Raw genomic sequence first — 16,510 nt, forward strand, 5'->3', positions numbered from 1 at the left:
CAACAAGACAGCAGTGTCCATAAGTGACGCAGATTACAACACTAGTCACATCAGTCACATCAGTCCCGCGTGTCGCCGTCGGCCAGGTCGTCGGTCTGCGACAACACTCGCTGCCACTGCTCGAGGCGCTCCGCACCGTGGTCGTCGCTGAGGTCCACAGCCCTCAGGCGCGTTAGCGAGCTGCTGGCGTGCACCGGGAGCCGGTGGTATCCACTCAGGAGCAGCCCCTCTCCCGGAGTGCAGGCAACAGTCGTTACCCCGCTGGCGCGGGCGGGAGTCTCAACGACGAGCCTGGCGACGATACGCGCGTCATCGTCGACGTCGAGCTCAGTGCGCCCGATGCGACCGCCCAGCGCCTCGACGACGTCGTCAAGGAGCCTGGGCCATGAGGGCGAGCGGTGCGAGCCGTGGGCCTGCAGCACCAGCCCCTCGTGCGCCGTCACCGGAATGGCCAGCATCGTCGGTCCGCCGTCCTCCACGAGGACGGCGACCAAGCCGTCATCAGGATCGGTGGATCTGACACCCACCAACTGCATCAAGGGCACGTTCCAACCCTACGGGAGGTAGTCACCCCTGTCCCGGGAACGCGCGACCGATGCACGCTGACCTTCGTCGACACGTGCCACCGGCCGGATGAACGCCTACCGGGCGTACACGCGCCCGCTCTCAGCCCAGCGCGTCAACGGCGCGACGCAGCAGAATCGTGTGCAGATCCGCGACGAGCTCGGCCAGCTCCCGAGCCGTCTCCTCACCGGCGCTGCGCGAGCGTGACCGACGCGGAGCCACTGCCTGGTCGATCGTGTCGGCCTCCCGCTCAGCTGAGGCGCGTACCGCCCGCAGGTTGCGCAGGGGCACTCCCTTGCGGGTGATCTCCATGGCCAGACGCACGGTCCTGAGGTTCTGCTGACTGTAGCGTCCACGAACATCGGGACTGATGAGCCCGACGGCGACGAGCTCCTCGATCTGGGACTCACTGGCACCGGAGTGAGCCAGGAGCGCCTCCAGATCCATGGGGCCGTCGTCGACGATCCGGCCATCCCGGGCGACCACCCGGGCGACGGGCTGCGGGGCGGGGGCCTCGACGTCGGCGTCCAGCCGTGCCAGACGCTCACGGATGACGTGCAACGGAAGGTACTCGTCGCGCTGCACCGCCAAGGCGTAGCGCAGCCGCTCCAGGTCCGCCTGCGAGTAGCGACGGTACCCGTTGCCGACACGGTGAGGGCTGATGAGCCCCTCACCCTCGAGATAGCGAACCTTGGAGATCGACAGGGCAGGGAACTCCACCTTGAGGAGATCCACTACCTGCCCGATCTTCATCACAGGCTCTCGAGAGATGCCGCGGGGCCAGGTCTCGCCTGCCGGGCGCTCAGAGGCCTCAAGCAAGGAGGAGGGGGCGTCTCGCTTCTTGCTTCGTGCGGTTGCAGCGCTCACCGAGACGCGGCTCCGCCCTGGGGGCCGGGGTGGTAGGTCATCCGGTACTTGCCGATCTGGACCTCGTCGCCGGAGCGGAGCGCCACTTGCTCCACACGCGTGCGGTTGACATACGTTCCATTGAGTGAACCGGAGTCACGGACGCCGTACCCGCCATCGGGCAGCGACGAGAAGACCGCGTGCTTCCTGGAGACGGTGACGTCATCGAGGAAGATGTCGGCACGAGGGTGGCGCCCCACGGTGGTCTCCTCGGCGTCCAGGAGGAACCGCGCGCCGGTGGTCGGCCCGTGGTGGACGAGGAGAAGCGCCGTTCCCGACGGTAGGGCAGCGATCGCGGCGGCGTCCTGCTGGCTCAGCCCCACCACCGGGGAGTCGACTGCGTTGGCGACGTCGACGACCCCGAAGGTCTGTGTGGAGGAGGGATCCTGCTCGATCGGACTGCTCGACATTATTCCTGCCCCTCGGTTCGTTGCGGCGCCCGGTGCGCCGCCTCAGGGAACACCATACCGTTCGTTGTACCGCCGTCGAGTCAACACCACGACACAACCCTCCATGATTGGCCAGCAGCCTACCCGCTGCACGCCTGCGACGATGCCCGCGAGGTGACTGGGAGCACCGATTGAAGGTCTCAAACAGGTCACGGCTCCGCATTGATGATACTCAGGCTAGGACAAAGGTCTCACGGGATGGAGATGGCCCGATCCCTTCAGAGAACCGCCGAGCCTGTGCGTCGAGCGGTCAGAGCGCGTCGCAGGTCGTCCAGGCTCTTGAGGATGAGCCGGCGCAGGGCCGACGGCGCCTCGGGGTGTGTCGCGAGCCAGTCCTCGACTGCTTGGGCATCCGCCTCGTCCCCGCAGGAGGGGAAGAGCCCGACGACCAACCGGGTGGCGATCTCCTGACCGCGCTCGGCCCACAGCCCTTGGATCTCCCGGAGGTAGCGGGGGGTGAAGGACGCGGTCAGCTCACGGTGGGCGTCGATGGCGAAGCCGGCCACCAGGGCGTCGATGTGGTCGTTGCTCACCGAGGTGTCGCTGAGGAGCCTTTCGAAGACCTCGGCCTTGAGGTCCTGGTGAGGCATCGAGCTGGAGGCCTGCAGGTGATGGGTGATGCCGCTGGCCGTCGGGTCCGCCTTTCGCTGTACCTCGAGCTCGTTGGCACTGACGGCGTCCAGCCGCGCCAGAGCGGTCAGGGCCCGCCACCGCATGTCGGCGTCCAGCTCCAGTCCGGGCAGGGCTCCGTCCAGGATCTCTCGTGCACGAGCGGCCACCTGGGCACTGCCCGCCTCACCGAGCAGCCTCGCCTGTCCTGCTGCCTCCAGCCAGGCGCGGGCGCGCACGATCTGGGCGTCGGATCCCGGCGCGGCAGCACGGAGCCTGCCCCACCCACCGGGCAGGACGGCCGGCTCCCCCTCCGTGGAGGGCCCGGTCGAGTCATCGGCCACGAGGCGCTCCAGGAGCACGCGACGCGTGTGCTGGTCGGCGTACCTGCAGGCGACCCGCAGCGCCTGGTTCAGCAGGACGGTCAGGGTGCTCGGCTCGGTGTCATCGTCAGCGTGCACCAGAACGGCCTGGACGAACAGTGCCGCATCGATGACCGCGTCGCGGACGAGGTTGTGCAGCATCGACCAGGCCAAGGACCTCGCCATGGGGTCATGCAGGGAGCCGAGCGAGGCGGTCAGGCATGACAGCGAGGTGTCGTCGGGCCGCACGACGGCGTAGGTGAGGTCCTCGTCGTTGACGATGACGAGATCGGGAGCGGGCAGCCCCACGGCCTCGACGACGTCGAGGCTCGCGGCCTCCAGGACCACCGGCAGGCGGTGGGTGCGTACCAGCGCTCCGTCCCCGTCGAAGGAGTACAGGCCGACGACGAGCGTGTGCGGACGCAGCACGCTCTGCCCGCTCACCGGGTCGATCCCCTCCTGTTGCAGGGTCAGGGAGGCGATGCGTCCCTCATGAACGACCAGCTCGTCGGTGATGACTGAGGGGCCTGCGGTGTGGAGCCAGGCACGAGCCCAGTTCTGCATGTCACGGCCCGAGACCTGGGAGAGCACGTGCAGGAAATCGTCCAGGGAGGCGTTGCCGTAGGCTCTGCGCTCGAAGAGGAGACCCGAGGCCTTGAAGAAGGCCTCCTGGCCGACGTGGGCGACGAGCTGCTTGAGGACGGCGGCCCCCTTGGCGTAGGTGATGCCGTCGAAGGCCTGCCGGGCGGCCTCGACGTCGTCGACCCGGGCGACGATGGGGTGGGTAGTGGCCGGCCGGGAGTCCTCCAGGTAGGCCCAGGCCTTACGGGTGGAGGCGAAGCTCACCCAGGCCTCGGTGTAGCCGGCCGCCTCGGCCTCGGCCCAGGTGCCCTGGTGATCGGCGAAGGACTCCTTGAGCCAGGTGTCCTCCCACCAGGTGGGGGTCACGAGGTCGCCGAACCACATGTGACACATCTCGTGGAGGATCGTGTTGGCGCGTCCGGCCCTCTGGGAGCGGGTGACCGGCCCCCTGAAGAGGTAGAGCTCCTCGTTGAAGGTGACGCAGCCAGGGTTCTCCATGGCGCCGAGGTTGTACTCCGGGACAAGCACGCTGTCGTAGGAGTCCCAAGGGAAGCCGTAGGCGTAGGCCCGGTCATAGAGGTCCAGGCCGGCCCGGGTCAGGTTGAGGAGCTCAGCGGCATCGAGGTGCTCGGCGAGGCTGGCTCGGCAGGACCACGACAGCGGGATCGTCAGGCCCGGCCGGCTCGGGGACGTCCATTGCCCGGTCACTCGGTGCCAGGGGCCGGCCGCCAGTGCGGTGAGGTAGCTGGGCAGGGGCCTGGAGGCGGCGAAGGACGTCGTCTCACAGCCGCAGTCCGTGCCGATCGCGGCCTGGGGGCTCGATCCGCCTGCTTGCGGGCGGGTGTTGGACATGACCGTCCAGCCGCGGGGGTGCGTGACCTCCAGCGAGAAGCGGGTCTTGATATCCGGCTGCTCCATGACCGGCCAGGCCCGGCGCGCGTCGGAGGGCTCGAAGTGGGTGTAGAGGTAGGTGGCGCCGTCGACCGGGTCGTGGAAGCAGTGCAGTCCCTGACCCGAGTTGGAGTAGAGGCCGCGTGCCGTGATCTCCACCGTGTGCTCGCCCGGGTCGAGGACGGGCAGCTCGATACGGGCCCCGTCCCAGGTCACCGGGGCGGGTTGCCCGTCGACGCTGAGGGAGTCGACCGTCTGCCCCACGAAGTCCACCCAGAGTCCTTCGGCGCGTTGCCTGATGTCCAGGCCCATCAGGCAACGCACGCTGAAGGCGGCCTCGTGGCGGTCGATGGCCCCGGTGACGTCGACGGCGACGTGGGTGGAGGGCACCTGGCACACCGAGGAGCGCCAGGCGGCCTCCTCGTGACGCAGGTTCGTGGGGCTGTCGGAGCGGGCGGGCGCGGTGGTCGTCATGCGCCAAAATCTAGCGGCATGCGGTCACGGCCGAGACCTCAACGAGCCTGGTACGAGGATGGGTACCAGGCCTCGTCAAACCTCAGTCCCACTTCTCCTCGGTGCGCTCGGGCGTGGCCCACAGGGTGTGGTAGACGCCCTCGACGTCATCGGTGCGGTGGTAGGTGTGCGAGCCGAAGAAGTCTCGCTGCCCCTGGATGAGGGCGGCCGGCAGGCGCCGGGAGCGCAGCTGGTCGACGTAGGCCAGGGAGGAGGCGAAGGCCGGGGCGGGGACGCCGGCGGTGGCGGAGGTCGCCACGACCTGGCGCCAGGCGGGCAGAACCTTCGCCAGGGAGGAGGCGAAGACCGGCGCCGTGAGCAGACTGGCCAGAGAGGGGTTCTCGGCGTAAGCACGGGTGATGTCGTCCAGGAAGCGGGCGCGGATGATGCAACCGCCTCGCCAGATGCGGGCCATGGCACCCAGGTCGATGTTCCAGTCGAACTGCTTGGAGGCGGTGGCGATCTCATCGAAGCCCTGGGCGTAGGCGGCGATCTTGGAGCCGTAGAGGGCCTGCTTGACGGCATCGACGAAGCCGCGTCGCTCCTCGGGGTCGGTCAGGGCCGTCTGCGTGGTTCCTGCAGCGATGTCAGCGGCCTGGACCGCGGCCCGCGCCGCGCTGGAGGAGGAGACCGCGCGCGCGAACGTGGCCTCGGCGATGGCGGGCACGGCTACTCCCAGCTCGAGGGCCGTCTGGGTGGTCCACACGCCGGTACCCTTCTGCCCGGCCGCGTCGACGACGACGTCGACGAAGGCCTCACCGGTGGCCGCATCGGTGTGGGACAGGACCTCGGTGGTGATGTCGATGAGGTAGGAGTCGAGCTCGGAGTCCTTCCAGGAACGGAAGACCTCAGCGATCTCGGGGACCGTGAACCCGCCGACGTGGCGCAGCAGGTCGTAGGCCTCGGCGATGAGCTGCATGTCGGCGTACTCGATGCCGTTGTGGACCATCTTGACGAAGTGGCCGGCACCGTCGGGACCGACGTGGGTGCAGCACGGCGTGCCGTCCACGTGGGCAGAGATGGACTCCAGCATCGGCCCCAGGCGGTCGTAGGACTCGGCGGTGCCGCCGGGCATGATCGAGGGGCCGTTGAGCGCCCCCTCCTCGCCGCCGGAGACCCCCATGCCCACGAAGTGCAGCCCGCGCTCACGCAGGGAGATCTCGCGGCGCCGGGTGTCGGTGTAGAGCGTGTTGCCGGCGTCGACGATGATGTCGCCGGGCTCCATGAGGGCGGCCAGCTCCTCGATGACCGCCTCGGTGGCCGCTCCGGCCTGGACCATGATGATGGCCACACGCGGCGTGCGCAGCGAGGCCACGAAGTCCTTCAGGTCAGCGGCGGGCACGAAGTCGCCCTCGGAGCCGTAGCGTTCGATGAGCCTCTCGGTGCGGGCCAGCGTGCGGTTGAAGACGGCGACCGCGTGACCGTGACGAGCCAGGTTGCGGGCCAGGTTCGCCCCCATCACCCCCAGCCCGAAGACACCGAGGTCGGCTGTGGCCGGTGCGGGGATGAAGCTGCTCATGGACGTCCTTTCCTGTGCCGCAGCCCCCTCATGACGGCGCTGCGATTCCAAGCCTTGGTGGCGGAGGATAATGGTTGCGCTCTGCGATAACGGCAACGGCGTGTCAACATTCCGGTTCACGACGCTGATGAGTACCACCCGCACCTGTCAACCTCTGTGACCCTACCGCGTCCAGTCCTCGCGCACGAGGACCGTCCGTGGTTCAGACGTGTCGGCAACGACGTGTGACGGCTCACGACAGGCCTGTCCCTGCCGAATGAGCCGCCTGAGGTGGCGCTACAGTGACAGGTGCGGCCAGCACGGTTCCTCCGGGCGGTGCAGCGGCCCCGGCCGGGCCTCCGCTCAGGGCGCCGCAGTGCTCCGACAACCCGTCGGTGCCATCTGGTCCGCCGTTCGTCGAATCTCAGAAAGGCTGACGTGTCCAGCTCCGACTCTGCGACTCCGTTCCCGTCGTCGAGACCCGCGCGGGCGGTCAACCCGCTTCTCGACGCCCGTGACCTTCGCCTTCCGCGTATCGCGGACCCCTGCGTCCTGGTGATGTTCGGCATCACCGGCGATCTGGCCCGTCACAAGCTCCTCCCCGCGATCTACGACCTGGCCAACCGGGGTCTGCTCTCCCCCAGCTTCTCCCTGGTGGGGGTCGGCCGGCGCTCCTGGTCCGACGACGACCTGCGCGCCTACGTGGAGAAATCGGCTCGGGAGGGCGCCCGTACCCCGTGGCGTCCCGCCATCTGGGAGCAGCTGGCAGCGGGGATGCGCTTCGTGGAGTTCACCTCCTTCGAGGACGACGCCGCCTACGACCGGCTCACGGCCGTGGTGGATGACCTGGACGCCACCCGGGGCACGCGCGGCAACCGAGCCTTCTACCTGTCGATCCCTCCGGGGTGGTTCCCCGCCGTCACCGAACGCATCGCCCGCTCCGGGCTCGTGGAGGAGTCGGCCGAGGCCTGGCGCCGCGTGGTCATTGAGAAGCCCTTCGGGCACGACCGCGCCAGCGCCCGAGAGCTCGATGATCTCGTGGGACGCATCGTGCGTCCCGACGACGTCTTCCGGGTCGACCACTACCTGGGCAAGGAGACGGTGCAGAACATCCTGGCGCTGCGGTTCGCCAACACGATGTTCGAACCGCTGTGGAACCAGCGCTACGTCGACCACGTCCAAATCACGATGGCCGAGGACATCGGTATCGGAACCCGGGCCGGCTACTACGACACCATCGGCTCGGCGCGCGACGTCATCCAGAACCACCTGCTCCAGCTCCTGGCACTGACCGCGATGGAGGAGCCCACCAGCATGGAGGCTGCCGCGGTGCGCCTGGAGAAGGAGAAGGTGCTCAACTGCGTGCGTCTGGAGCGCGACGGGGTGCTGGACCTGGACCTCACCACTGCCCGGGGCCGTTACGACGCCGGCTTCCAGGGAGGGCTGCCGGTGCGGGGCTATCTGGAGGAGGACGGCGTCGCCGCCGACTCCCGCACCGAGACCTTCGCCGCCCTGCGTCTGGAAATCGCCAACCGTCGCTGGGCCGGCGTTCCGTTCTATCTGCGCGCCGGTAAGCGCCTGACCCGCCGGGTCACCGAGGTCGCCGTCGTCTTCAAGCAGCCGCCGTTCCTGCCCTTTGAGTCGGCGGCCACCACGGCCGTGGGTGCCAACACCATCGTGCTGCGCATCCAGCCCGATGAGGGCATCACGCTGCGGCTGGCCTCCAAGGTGCCCGGAACCCAGATGGAGCTGCGCGACGTCTCCATGGACTTCGGCTACGGAGCCACCTTCAACGAGGAGTCCCCGGAGGCCTACGAGCGCCTCATCCTCGATGCGCTCCTGGGTGACGCCCCGCTCTTCCCCCACCAGCGCGAGGTCGACCTGTCCTGGCGCATTCTCGATCCCGTCATCGAGCACTGGAGCGCCGGTGGGAGTCCCGAGGGCTATCGCCCCGGCTCCTGGGGGCCGGTAAGTGCCCACGAACTCCTTGCCCGCGACGGCCGCACCTGGAGGCGCTCATGATTACCACACTGACCGCGACGACCACCTCCCGGATCGTCTCCCGGCTGGTGGAGCACGAGGGGACCTCCGGCTCCTCCCGGGTGCTGTCTCTCGTGATCTCCACCGACGAGAAGGGCCTGGAGGACGCGCTGTGCGCCGCGCACGGCGCCAGCCGGGATCACCCCAGCCGCATCATCGCCGTCGTCAAACCGCCTGAGGAGGACACTGCCGGTCGCGTGACTCCACGCAGCCGTGACGGACACGTCCCAGCCCAGGCCGGAGGGCACCTGGATGCCGAGATCCGTGTCGGTCACGACGCCGGTGCCGGTGAGACGCTGGTTCTGAGGCCTTGGGACGAGGCGGCTCTGCACACCGACACGCTGGTGGTGCCCTTCCTCCTGCCCGACGCCCCGGTGGTCGTGTGGTGGCCGACGACCGTCCCCGAGATCCCCTCACAGGATCCCTTGGGACGCCTTGGCTCCACACGCATCACCAACACTCCCGCGCAGGACTTCCCGGCCAGGGCGCTGCGAGAGCTGGCACCGGTGAGCGTGCGTGGAGACATCGATCTGGCCTGGACCCGCATCACCCTGTGGCGCGCCATGGTGGCCTCCACCCTGGACCCGCTGCTGCGCGCGGGCAGCCTGCGAGAGCTCGTGGTGGCCGGCGAGCCGAGGAACTCCTCGCTCTCCCTCATGATCGCGTGGTTGCGGCTGCGGCTGGACATACCGGTCACGAGAGTCGATAAGGAGGACTTCAAGGGCATCTCCTCCATTACCGCCAGAACCGACGACGGCGAGATCATCATCGCCCGCCATGACCTGGAGCGGGTCACGATCACGCGCCCCGGCTCCCCCGAGCCCCAGGTGGTCACGATGGCGCGGCGCGAGCCGGTCAGCACCCTCAACGAGGAGCTGCGCCGGCTCACCCCCGACCTCGTCTACCAGGAGGTCCTGGCCACGCTGCTCGAGGAGCCCGTCAATGACTGACACCGGCACCCCCCGCACCCGGGCCATCGCTGAGATCCAGGAGGCGGCTTCGGCCGCCGCCACGCCAGAGGTCATCGTGCTTCCCACACTGAGCGACGCCGCGCGCAGGGCCTGCCAGGACACCGTGCGAATCCTGGCCGCGGCGGTGACGGACCGGGGAGTCGCCCACCTGGCGCTGACAGGCGGTTCCGGGGGGATGGCGCTGTCTGAGGCCCTCGCGCCGCTCATCGCCGCCCAGCCCGAAGAGGTGCGTCGCGCCATCCACCTGTGGTTCGGTGACGAGCGCTTCGTGCCCGCCGGGGACCCGGAACGCAACGATCTGCTGGCCACTCCCCTCATCGCCGCAGGCATCAGGGAGTCTCAGACCCACCGGCTGGCCGCTCCGAACGAGGTCGGTGGCCTGGATGAGGCGACCGCCCGCATGGCCCACGAGCTTATGTCGGCGGGTGTGGCCCACGGCGGCTTCGATGTCATCCACGTGGGGCTGGGACCTGATGCGCACGTCTGCTCCCTCTTCCCCGGGCACCCGGCCGCGCTCGCGGTGGAGGCTCCCGCCGTGGCCGTGCGCAACTCGCCCAAGCCGCCTCCCGAGCGCTACTCCCTGACCTTCGATGCCTTGCAGCATGCCGGCCGGATCATGGTGGTGGCCGGCGGTGAGGGCAAGGCCGAGGCGGTCCGCCTGGGGCTGGGCGCTCCCGATGTGCTTAAGGCACCGGCCTCGTGCTGCCGGGGAAAGCAGACCACCTGGTACCTGGATGAGCAGGCCAACGCCCTGACGACTGATTGAGTCTGATCCGGTCGCCCTGCCTGCGCAGTGCGGGCCGACGAGCCCGAGACTTCATGTCGGTGGGTAGGGCTACCGTAGCCTCATGAACGCTTCCGGCCGGCTCCTGGCGCGCCTGACGGTACTCGGTGCGCTCAGTGCGTCGGGGATGACAGCAGCTCTTCCCGTCCATGCCGATGATGCCTCGCCGGAGCCCTCGCAGAGGTCAGCGGCCACCGAGCTCGCCGCCCTCCATGAGGCGCCCTGGGACCGGAGAGGAGACTTCATCCTGTCCCTGAAGGCATCTCTTGAGGTGCTTTCGGAGCTGCCCGAGGACGCTCCGGCCGCCCGCTCCTGGGCCGAGGGAGGTTCCCGAACCGGCTGGTTCGGTGAGGCGTGGACCGACGTTGACGGTGACGGTTGTGACACTCGTAACGAGATCCTGGCCCGGGACCTGGAGGATGCCGACTTCTCGCGCGCCGACGGCCTTCAGTCCCGGGAGGAGGGACGTGGCCGGGGTGCGGGCGTGTGCCCGGACGCCACTGTCTGGGCGGGCGTCCTTCAGGATCCCTACACCGGCAGAAGGGTCACCTTCACACGCGGTCAGGAGACCTCGGCGGCTGTCCAGATCGACCATGTGGTACCGCTGAACTACCTCTACGCCCACGGAGCCTGGCAGTGGGATGAGCGCACCCGACTGCTGGTGGCCAACGACCCGCTGAATCTCGTCGCCGTTGAAGGCGAGGCCAATCAGGCCAAGGGCGCCTGCGGGCCGGCGAGCTGTCCCGTTGGTTCCACCGAGACCGGCAGCTGGCGGCCCACCGGACCGGGCGGCTGGTGGCCGGCCAACTCCTCCTACCGCTGCACCTACGCACGTCGCTTCGTCTCAGTGGCCGCCGCCTACCGGCTTGGCCTGCCTCAGGCCGACAAGGCGGCGCTGAGCACCACCTTGAACAGCTGTCTCGCCGGTGGGGACGGGACCGCATCCCTCCCGGAACGCGCCGCGCGTAGCGCGAAAGAGGTCGGCTCCGTGGTGTGGCACAGTCCCCGATACGCCGCACTGGCAGCACTCGGCGCCCTGGTTCTGGGCTGGGGACTCATCCTTCGAGGCAGACGCCGAGGGCGCGCAGTCTCACGGCGTCGGCGCCGTTCCATGTCCCGCCACTGAGCCGTCTGCTTAGGATGCCGCCATGGCAGCTCACCCCCGTTCCGCCTCCAGCGGCAACAACGCTCCAAGTGCACCGACGTCGGCTCGTATCGACGTCTGGCTGTGGAGCGTGCGGCAGATCAAGTCCCGTTCGGCGGCGACGAGCGCCTGCAAGGCTGGGCATGTACGCATCAACGGAGAGACCGCCAAGCCCGCCCAGCACGTCTCGGTGGGGGACGAGGTCCGCTACCGGGTCGATGGCTTCGACCGGCTACTGACCGTCACTCGAATCCTCACCAAGCGGGTGGGTGCCCCCATCGCCCGCACCGCGTACATCGACTCCTCTCCCCCTCGCCCGTCGCCCCTGGATGCGCCGGCAGCTGTCATCCGAGATCGCGGGGCAGGACGGCCCACGAAGAAGGAGCGTCGTCAGCTCGACGCCCTCATGGGAGGCGGACGCCATCAGGATGACCGCGTCTGACGCGCCGGGGTGAGCGGCCTCACCGCCAGCAGATTTCGGAAGGAGCCGCCCCATGGGTTAAGGTTCTGCTCGTTGCAAGCGGCCCGAAGCCGCGAGTCAACGGGCTGTGGCGCAGTTTGGTAGCGCACTTGACTGGGGGTCAAGGGGTCGTGGGTTCAAATCCCGCCAGCCCGACCAGAACAAAGGTCCGCACTCTTTCAAAGGAGTGCGGACTTTTTTGTTGACAGCACTTCGGCAGCAGACGTTCACATTCTTCCGAGGCCACCCTTATCAACACCAGACACATTTGCATCCCACATAACAACCATTAGGCTAATTTAAGCCGATGAGCCCGATAGTAATTTACCGACCTTTAATCACGATCCAGTCAACGTTGCAATGACGGCGATCACCCAGCCTGCCCGCCGCCTGCGGCCAGTTTTCATTGGTACCTCAAGACGAAAGAACTACCCCTTGCAGTCGGCCACATGATTCAGCCGCGCGACGAATTCGGTCAGAAAAGTCACAACCGAATAACATGCATGGCCGACGCGACTGTGGTTGAGTGAACACCGACATCAAGGGTGTCTCACAGCATCCTGCGCGTCGGCTCATCGTCGATTGTGCAAATCAGACTGTGTTCTCATATTCCCGATCAGAGAGAACGACACATGAACATCAAGCGCGTCATCGCCGCAGCTGCGCTCACCGTCGTGCCGCTGACCGCCTCCTCGGCCGCACTGGCCGCTCCGGCCGCCCCTCAGGGCGCACCTGCAGCCGCCGCCGCGGTTCCCGCCCAGGTGACCTCGGAGGGGGCCCAGTACGCCGACACCGTCCTGAACAAGGTCAACGAGCTGCGCAGCAGCCTGAACCTTCAGCCCGTGACCCGGTACCAGGAGCTCGACGCCGTCGCACAGGACTGGTCCGAGCAGCAGGCCGCCGCCAACAACATGAGCCACCGCCCCGACTTCACGTCGGTCTACCCCAAGGGCTGGACCACCGGCTCTGAGAACGTGGCCTGGCGTACCGCGGGTGGCGACACCGGCGCGCTGATCTTCGACCAGTGGCTCAACTCCCCCGGCCACTACAAGAACATGACCGACCCGAACGTCAACTCCATCGGCATCGGTTTCGCCCAGACCTCGGACGGCAGGTGGTACGCCACCCAGAACTTCGCCGCCTACAACGTCAGCAACTCGACGCTGACCCCGTCGACCACGACGACCACCAACACCACCACGACGACGACGAAGAGCAACACCCCGCCGTCGACGACCGACACCCCGCCGACGGACACCACCGTTCCCGGTCCGACGCCGACCCCGGAGACCACTCCGTCGACGCCGTCCACCGAGACGACTGCTCCGGCTCCGACTGCTCCCCCGACCTCGGAGACCACCACCCCTGCGTCCACGCCTTCCGCTCCGGCCACCACGGTGACCACTGAGACCGTCACGACCACCGGTACCCCGGCCAAGCCGTCAGCGACTCCTGTCGTTGCGGCTCCTCGCACCACCCCGACGAAGCCCGCCCTGGCCACCACTGGTCCGAGCATCGCCGTCGCCGTCGCCGCCGCCGGCCTGCTGGGCACCGGCGCCGTCCTCGTCATGCGTCGCCGCCAGGCCAGCTGACTGAGCTGAAGGCTCTCAGAGCGCGAGCCGTTCCTCTGACGGGCGCCTGTTGGTCCACTGATCGGTGTGGGCCAGCAGGCGCCCGTCTTGTGCGCGCCTCACACCGTGCTGACATGGACGCGTCATCCTTGAGAGGATGACGCCGTGAAGCACCTTCCCCTGGAGCCCGAGCTCCTCGCAGCGTTGCCCGCGCAGATCGATCTCCGTCTTGTTGTCACCGACATGGACGGAACTCTCCTGGATGGTCGTGGGCGCGTTCCCGCCGGGCTGCAGGAGGCAGTCGAAGACATGCGAGCCGCCGGCATCGTCTTCACCCCCGCCTCGGGTAGGCAGCTGGCGAACCTGCGTGCGGTCCTGGGCTCCGCCGTCGAGGACTCACCACTGATCGCTGAGAACGGTTCCTTCGTCGTCCACGGCAGTGAGGAGGTCCACTCCGACACCATCAGCGCCCAGGACGCCGAGGCCGCCATCACCACCACCCGCCACCTGGTCGACTCCGGGTACGACGTCGGCGCGGTTGTAGCCGGCAAGCACTGCGCCTACATCGAGCGCTCCGATGCGGCCTTCCTGGAACAGGCCGGGTTGTACTACGAGGCGCTGGAGATCGTCGAGGACCTGACCGCCATCGCCCTGGATGAGGTGCTCAAGGTCGCGGTCTTCGACTTCGACGACGTCGAGAACGGCAGTTCTCAGGCACTGACCGCTGCGGTTACCCACGTGCAGACCGTCGTCTCCGGGTTGCACTGGACGGACATGATGTCGGCGCAGGTCTCGAAGGGGCGGGCCCTGGCGGCGCTTCAGGCCAGGCTCGGAGTCCTCCCGGAGCAGACTGCTGTCTTCGGGGACTACCTCAACGACCTGGATCTCTACGACCACGCGGACCTGGGCTTCGCCATGCGCAATGCTCACCCCGGCATCCATGCCGCAGCGGCGTACACGGCGCCCGCCAACACCGAGGACGGTGTCCTGCGTACAGTCGAGGAGCTGCTCAGGCGCTCTCGGAGACAAGGCTGAGATACGCGGGACGGCCTCGAACCGGTCAGTCCGAGGCCGTCCCGATGGGTTGGTTGCCCGTCGGGTTACTGACCCAACCAGGCCTTCATGCCGCCGCTGACGTTGAGCAGCTCGCCGGTGTAGCCGGCAGCGGTCAGGGCCTTGACCGCCTTGGCGGAGCGCACTCCGCCGGCACAGATGACCGCAGTGGGGCGGGACGCATCGAGCTCTCCCATCCGGTCGGCCACCTCGCCCAGTGGGATGTTGACTGAACCGGGGATCGCCGTGCGCGCCACCTCGTCGGGCTCACGCACGTCAAGGACCACCAGGTCCTCCTCCGCCTCGAGCCGACGCCGCAGCTCATCGACATTGATTTCCTTCACGATTTTCTCCTCAACGGGATATGAGTCGCTGACACGACAGAGTATTCGGCTGGTCTGGCCGGGTTAGCGGCGCAGGCTGCGGTAGCGGGTGATGAGGCCGCGGGTGGAGGCGTCCTGCCCTGCGAGGGCCTCCTCGTCGCCCTGGACGGCGGGGGCGATCTCGAGGGCCAGCTTCTTGCCCAGCTCCACTCCCCACTGGTCGAAGGAGTCGATGCCCCACACGATGCCCTGGGTGAAGGTGATGTGCTCGTAGAGGGCGATGAGCTCTCCGACGACCGTGGGCGTCAGCGCCGGGGCGAGGATCGAGGTGGTCGGCTTGTTGCCGGCGAAGACGCGGGCCGGGACGATCTCCTCGGCGGTGCCCTCGGCACGCACCTCATCGGCGGTCTTGCCGAAGGCGAGCGCCGCGGTCTGGGCCAGGTAGTTGGACAGGAACAGCTCGTGGACGTCCACTCCCCCGTCCTTGGTGGGGTGCGCGGGGTTGGCCACGGCGATGAAGTCCGCGGGGATGAGCTGGGTGCCCTGGTGGATGAGCTGGTAGAAGGCGTGCTGGCCGTTGGTGCCCGGTTCTCCCCAGAAGACCTCACCGGTCTCGGTGGTCACGGGGCTGCCGTCCCAGCGCACGGACTTGCCGTTGGACTCCATGGTGAGCTGCTGGAGGTAGGCGGGGAAGCGGTGCAGGTACTGGGCGTAGGGCAGGATGGCGTGGGAGCCGGCCTTGAAGAAGTTGACGTACCAGACGTTGAGCAGGCCCATGAGCATGGGGACGTTCTCAGTCGGAGCCTTGGTGGCGAAGTGCTCGTCAACGGTGTGGAAACCGGAGAGGAAGTCGGCGAAGTTCTCCGGGCCGATGGCCACGGCCAGGACCGTGCCGACAGCGGAGTCCACCGAGTAGCGTCCACCCACCCAGTTCCAGAAGCCGAAGGCGTTGGCCGGGTCGATGCCGAACTCGGCGACCTTGTCCAGGGCGGTGGAGACGGCCACGAAGTGCTTGGCGATGGCGCCGTCGGTCTCAATGCCCTTGGCCTGGAGGGCGGCCAGGAACCAGTCGCGGGCCATGCGGGCGTTGGTGAGGGTCTCCAGGGTGGTGAAGGTCTTGGAGGCGATGATGAACAGGGTCGTCTCCGGGTCGAGGTCCGCGACCTTCTCGGCACAGTCGGTGGGGTCGATGTTGGAGATGAAGCGGCACTCAAGGCCCTTCTGCACGTAGGGCTTGAGGGCCTCATAGACCATGACGGGGCCGAGGTCGGAGCCACCGATACCGATGTTGACGACCGTCTTGATGGGCTTGCCGGTGATGCCGGTCCACTCCCCCGAGCGGACGCGTCGGGCGAAGGCGTAGATCTTCTCCAGGACCTCGTGGACGTCGGCGACGACGTCCTGGCCGTCCACGGTCAGGGAGTCGGCGGCCGGGCGGCGCAGGGCGGTGTGGAGAACGGCCCGGTCCTCGGTGATGTTGATGTGCTCGCCGGCGTACATGGCGTCGCGGCGGCCCGGGACGTCCACCTGCTCGGCGAGCTCGACCAGGGCGTCGCGGACGTCGTCGGTCAGCAGGTTCTTGGACAGGTCGACGTAGAGGTCTCCCAGCTCGTAGGAGAAGCGCTCGGCGCGCTGCGGGTCGTCGGCGAACCAGGCGCGCAGGTCCGGGGTCATGGAGTCGTGGAGCTCGGTGAGGCGCTTCCAGGCGGGCGTGGTGGTGGGGTCAACCGGATTCAGCATGGCTACAGTCTATGGGTGTTGCGGCCACGCGCCACTGTCCGGTGCCAAAC

Annotated in this window: 14 protein-coding genes and 1 tRNA gene; 8 read left to right on the top strand and 7 right to left on the bottom strand. The window is 68.1% G+C overall.

Annotated features, from left to right (window positions below; translation table 11 throughout):
- Window positions 1-59: 59 nt before the first annotated feature.
- The 5 genes from AB7V09_RS02880 to gndA form a co-directional block, all read right to left on the bottom strand.
- On the bottom strand, window positions 60-536 hold the full coding sequence (locus tag AB7V09_RS02880; protein WP_020991520.1) for a DUF151 domain-containing protein: 477 nt from the start codon (window positions 534-536) through the stop codon (window positions 60-62).
- 130 nt (window positions 537-666) lie between these two features.
- Window positions 667-1,431 (bottom strand): MerR family transcriptional regulator, encoded by a 765-nt coding sequence (locus AB7V09_RS02885; RefSeq protein ID WP_004564920.1) that lies wholly within the window; start codon window positions 1,429-1,431, stop codon window positions 667-669.
- Complete coding sequence (locus AB7V09_RS02890; RefSeq protein ID WP_004564921.1) at window positions 1,428-1,880, bottom strand: FHA domain-containing protein; 453 nt, start codon at window positions 1,878-1,880, stop codon at window positions 1,428-1,430. The genes AB7V09_RS02885 and AB7V09_RS02890 overlap by 4 nt, the downstream gene beginning before the upstream one ends.
- A gap of 257 nt (window positions 1,881-2,137) precedes the next feature.
- The gene (gene pepN, locus AB7V09_RS02895; protein WP_419142872.1) at window positions 2,138-4,837 is read right to left on the bottom strand and encodes an aminopeptidase N; all 2,700 of its coding nucleotides are present in this window, start codon (window positions 4,835-4,837) and stop codon (window positions 2,138-2,140) included.
- Between the two features lie 82 nt (window positions 4,838-4,919).
- Complete coding sequence (gndA, locus tag AB7V09_RS02900; protein ID WP_419142873.1) at window positions 4,920-6,395, bottom strand: NADP-dependent phosphogluconate dehydrogenase; 1,476 nt, start codon at window positions 6,393-6,395, stop codon at window positions 4,920-4,922.
- A gap of 417 nt (window positions 6,396-6,812) precedes the next feature.
- Between gndA and zwf the strand changes: the two genes are divergently transcribed.
- From zwf to AB7V09_RS02940, 8 genes are all read left to right on the top strand, one after another.
- Complete coding sequence (zwf, locus tag AB7V09_RS02905) at window positions 6,813-8,396, top strand: glucose-6-phosphate dehydrogenase (RefSeq protein WP_419142874.1); 1,584 nt, start codon at window positions 6,813-6,815, stop codon at window positions 8,394-8,396.
- Window positions 8,393-9,364: a glucose-6-phosphate dehydrogenase assembly protein OpcA gene (locus AB7V09_RS02910; RefSeq protein ID WP_419142875.1), complete on the top strand. Its 972-nt coding sequence runs from the start codon at window positions 8,393-8,395 to the stop codon at window positions 9,362-9,364. The genes zwf and AB7V09_RS02910 overlap by 4 nt, the downstream gene beginning before the upstream one ends.
- Window positions 9,357-10,151: a 6-phosphogluconolactonase gene (gene pgl, locus AB7V09_RS02915; RefSeq protein ID WP_419142876.1), complete on the top strand. Its 795-nt coding sequence runs from the start codon at window positions 9,357-9,359 to the stop codon at window positions 10,149-10,151. Before AB7V09_RS02910 ends, pgl begins: the two co-directional genes overlap by 8 nt.
- A gap of 82 nt (window positions 10,152-10,233) precedes the next feature.
- Window positions 10,234-11,295 (top strand): HNH endonuclease family protein, encoded by a 1,062-nt coding sequence (locus AB7V09_RS02920; protein WP_009405931.1) that lies wholly within the window; start codon window positions 10,234-10,236, stop codon window positions 11,293-11,295.
- A gap of 22 nt (window positions 11,296-11,317) precedes the next feature.
- Window positions 11,318-11,755, top strand: coding sequence for an RNA-binding S4 domain-containing protein (locus AB7V09_RS02925; protein ID WP_009747644.1), 438 nt, complete (start codon window positions 11,318-11,320; stop codon window positions 11,753-11,755).
- 100 nt (window positions 11,756-11,855) lie between these two features.
- Window positions 11,856-11,932 (top strand) — tRNA-Pro (locus AB7V09_RS02930).
- 473 nt (window positions 11,933-12,405) lie between these two features.
- Window positions 12,406-13,365, top strand: a complete 960-nt coding sequence (locus AB7V09_RS02935) for a CAP domain-containing protein (RefSeq protein ID WP_419142877.1) — start codon at window positions 12,406-12,408, stop codon at window positions 13,363-13,365.
- Window positions 13,366-13,509: 144 nt separating this feature from the next.
- A complete protein-coding gene (locus AB7V09_RS02940) occupies window positions 13,510-14,379 on the top strand; it encodes an HAD family hydrolase (protein WP_419142878.1) in 870 nt (289 codons plus the stop codon).
- A gap of 65 nt (window positions 14,380-14,444) precedes the next feature.
- On the opposite strand, the gene AB7V09_RS02945 is transcribed toward AB7V09_RS02940, so the two are convergent.
- Both AB7V09_RS02945 and pgi read right to left on the bottom strand, forming a co-directional pair.
- On the bottom strand, window positions 14,445-14,741 hold the full coding sequence (locus AB7V09_RS02945) for a rhodanese-like domain-containing protein (protein ID WP_256699446.1): 297 nt from the start codon (window positions 14,739-14,741) through the stop codon (window positions 14,445-14,447).
- 63 nt (window positions 14,742-14,804) lie between these two features.
- The gene (gene pgi / locus AB7V09_RS02950; RefSeq protein ID WP_419142879.1) at window positions 14,805-16,460 is read right to left on the bottom strand and encodes a glucose-6-phosphate isomerase; all 1,656 of its coding nucleotides are present in this window, start codon (window positions 16,458-16,460) and stop codon (window positions 14,805-14,807) included.
- Window positions 16,461-16,510: the final 50 nt, after the last annotated feature.

It is taken from the genome of Actinomyces sp. SKVG-SVH-4(1), from assembly GCF_048514265.1.
GTDB lineage: Bacteria > Actinomycetota > Actinomycetes > Actinomycetales > Actinomycetaceae > Actinomyces > Actinomyces oris.

Excerpts from the sequence above, each read along its gene's own strand:
- AB7V09_RS02925 (WP_009747644.1), top strand. The coding sequence starts at position 11,318 with ATGGCAGCTCACCCCCGTTCCGCCTCCAGCGGCAACAACGCTCCAAGT.
- pgi (WP_419142879.1), bottom strand. The coding sequence starts at position 16,460 with ATGCTGAATCCGGTTGACCCCACCACCACGCCCGCCTGGAAGCGCCTC.
- pepN (WP_419142872.1), bottom strand. The coding sequence starts at position 4,837 with ATGACGACCACCGCGCCCGCCCGCTCCGACAGCCCCACGAACCTGCGT.
- AB7V09_RS02880 (WP_020991520.1), bottom strand. The coding sequence starts at position 536 with ATGCAGTTGGTGGGTGTCAGATCCACCGATCCTGATGACGGCTTGGTC.
- AB7V09_RS02935 (WP_419142877.1), top strand. The coding sequence starts at position 12,406 with ATGAACATCAAGCGCGTCATCGCCGCAGCTGCGCTCACCGTCGTGCCG.
- pgl (WP_419142876.1), top strand. The coding sequence starts at position 9,357 with ATGACTGACACCGGCACCCCCCGCACCCGGGCCATCGCTGAGATCCAG.
- AB7V09_RS02920 (WP_009405931.1), top strand. The coding sequence starts at position 10,234 with ATGAACGCTTCCGGCCGGCTCCTGGCGCGCCTGACGGTACTCGGTGCG.
- AB7V09_RS02910 (WP_419142875.1), top strand. The coding sequence starts at position 8,393 with ATGATTACCACACTGACCGCGACGACCACCTCCCGGATCGTCTCCCGG.
- gndA (WP_419142873.1), bottom strand. The coding sequence starts at position 6,395 with ATGAGCAGCTTCATCCCCGCACCGGCCACAGCCGACCTCGGTGTCTTC.
- AB7V09_RS02890 (WP_004564921.1), bottom strand. The coding sequence starts at position 1,880 with ATGTCGAGCAGTCCGATCGAGCAGGATCCCTCCTCCACACAGACCTTC.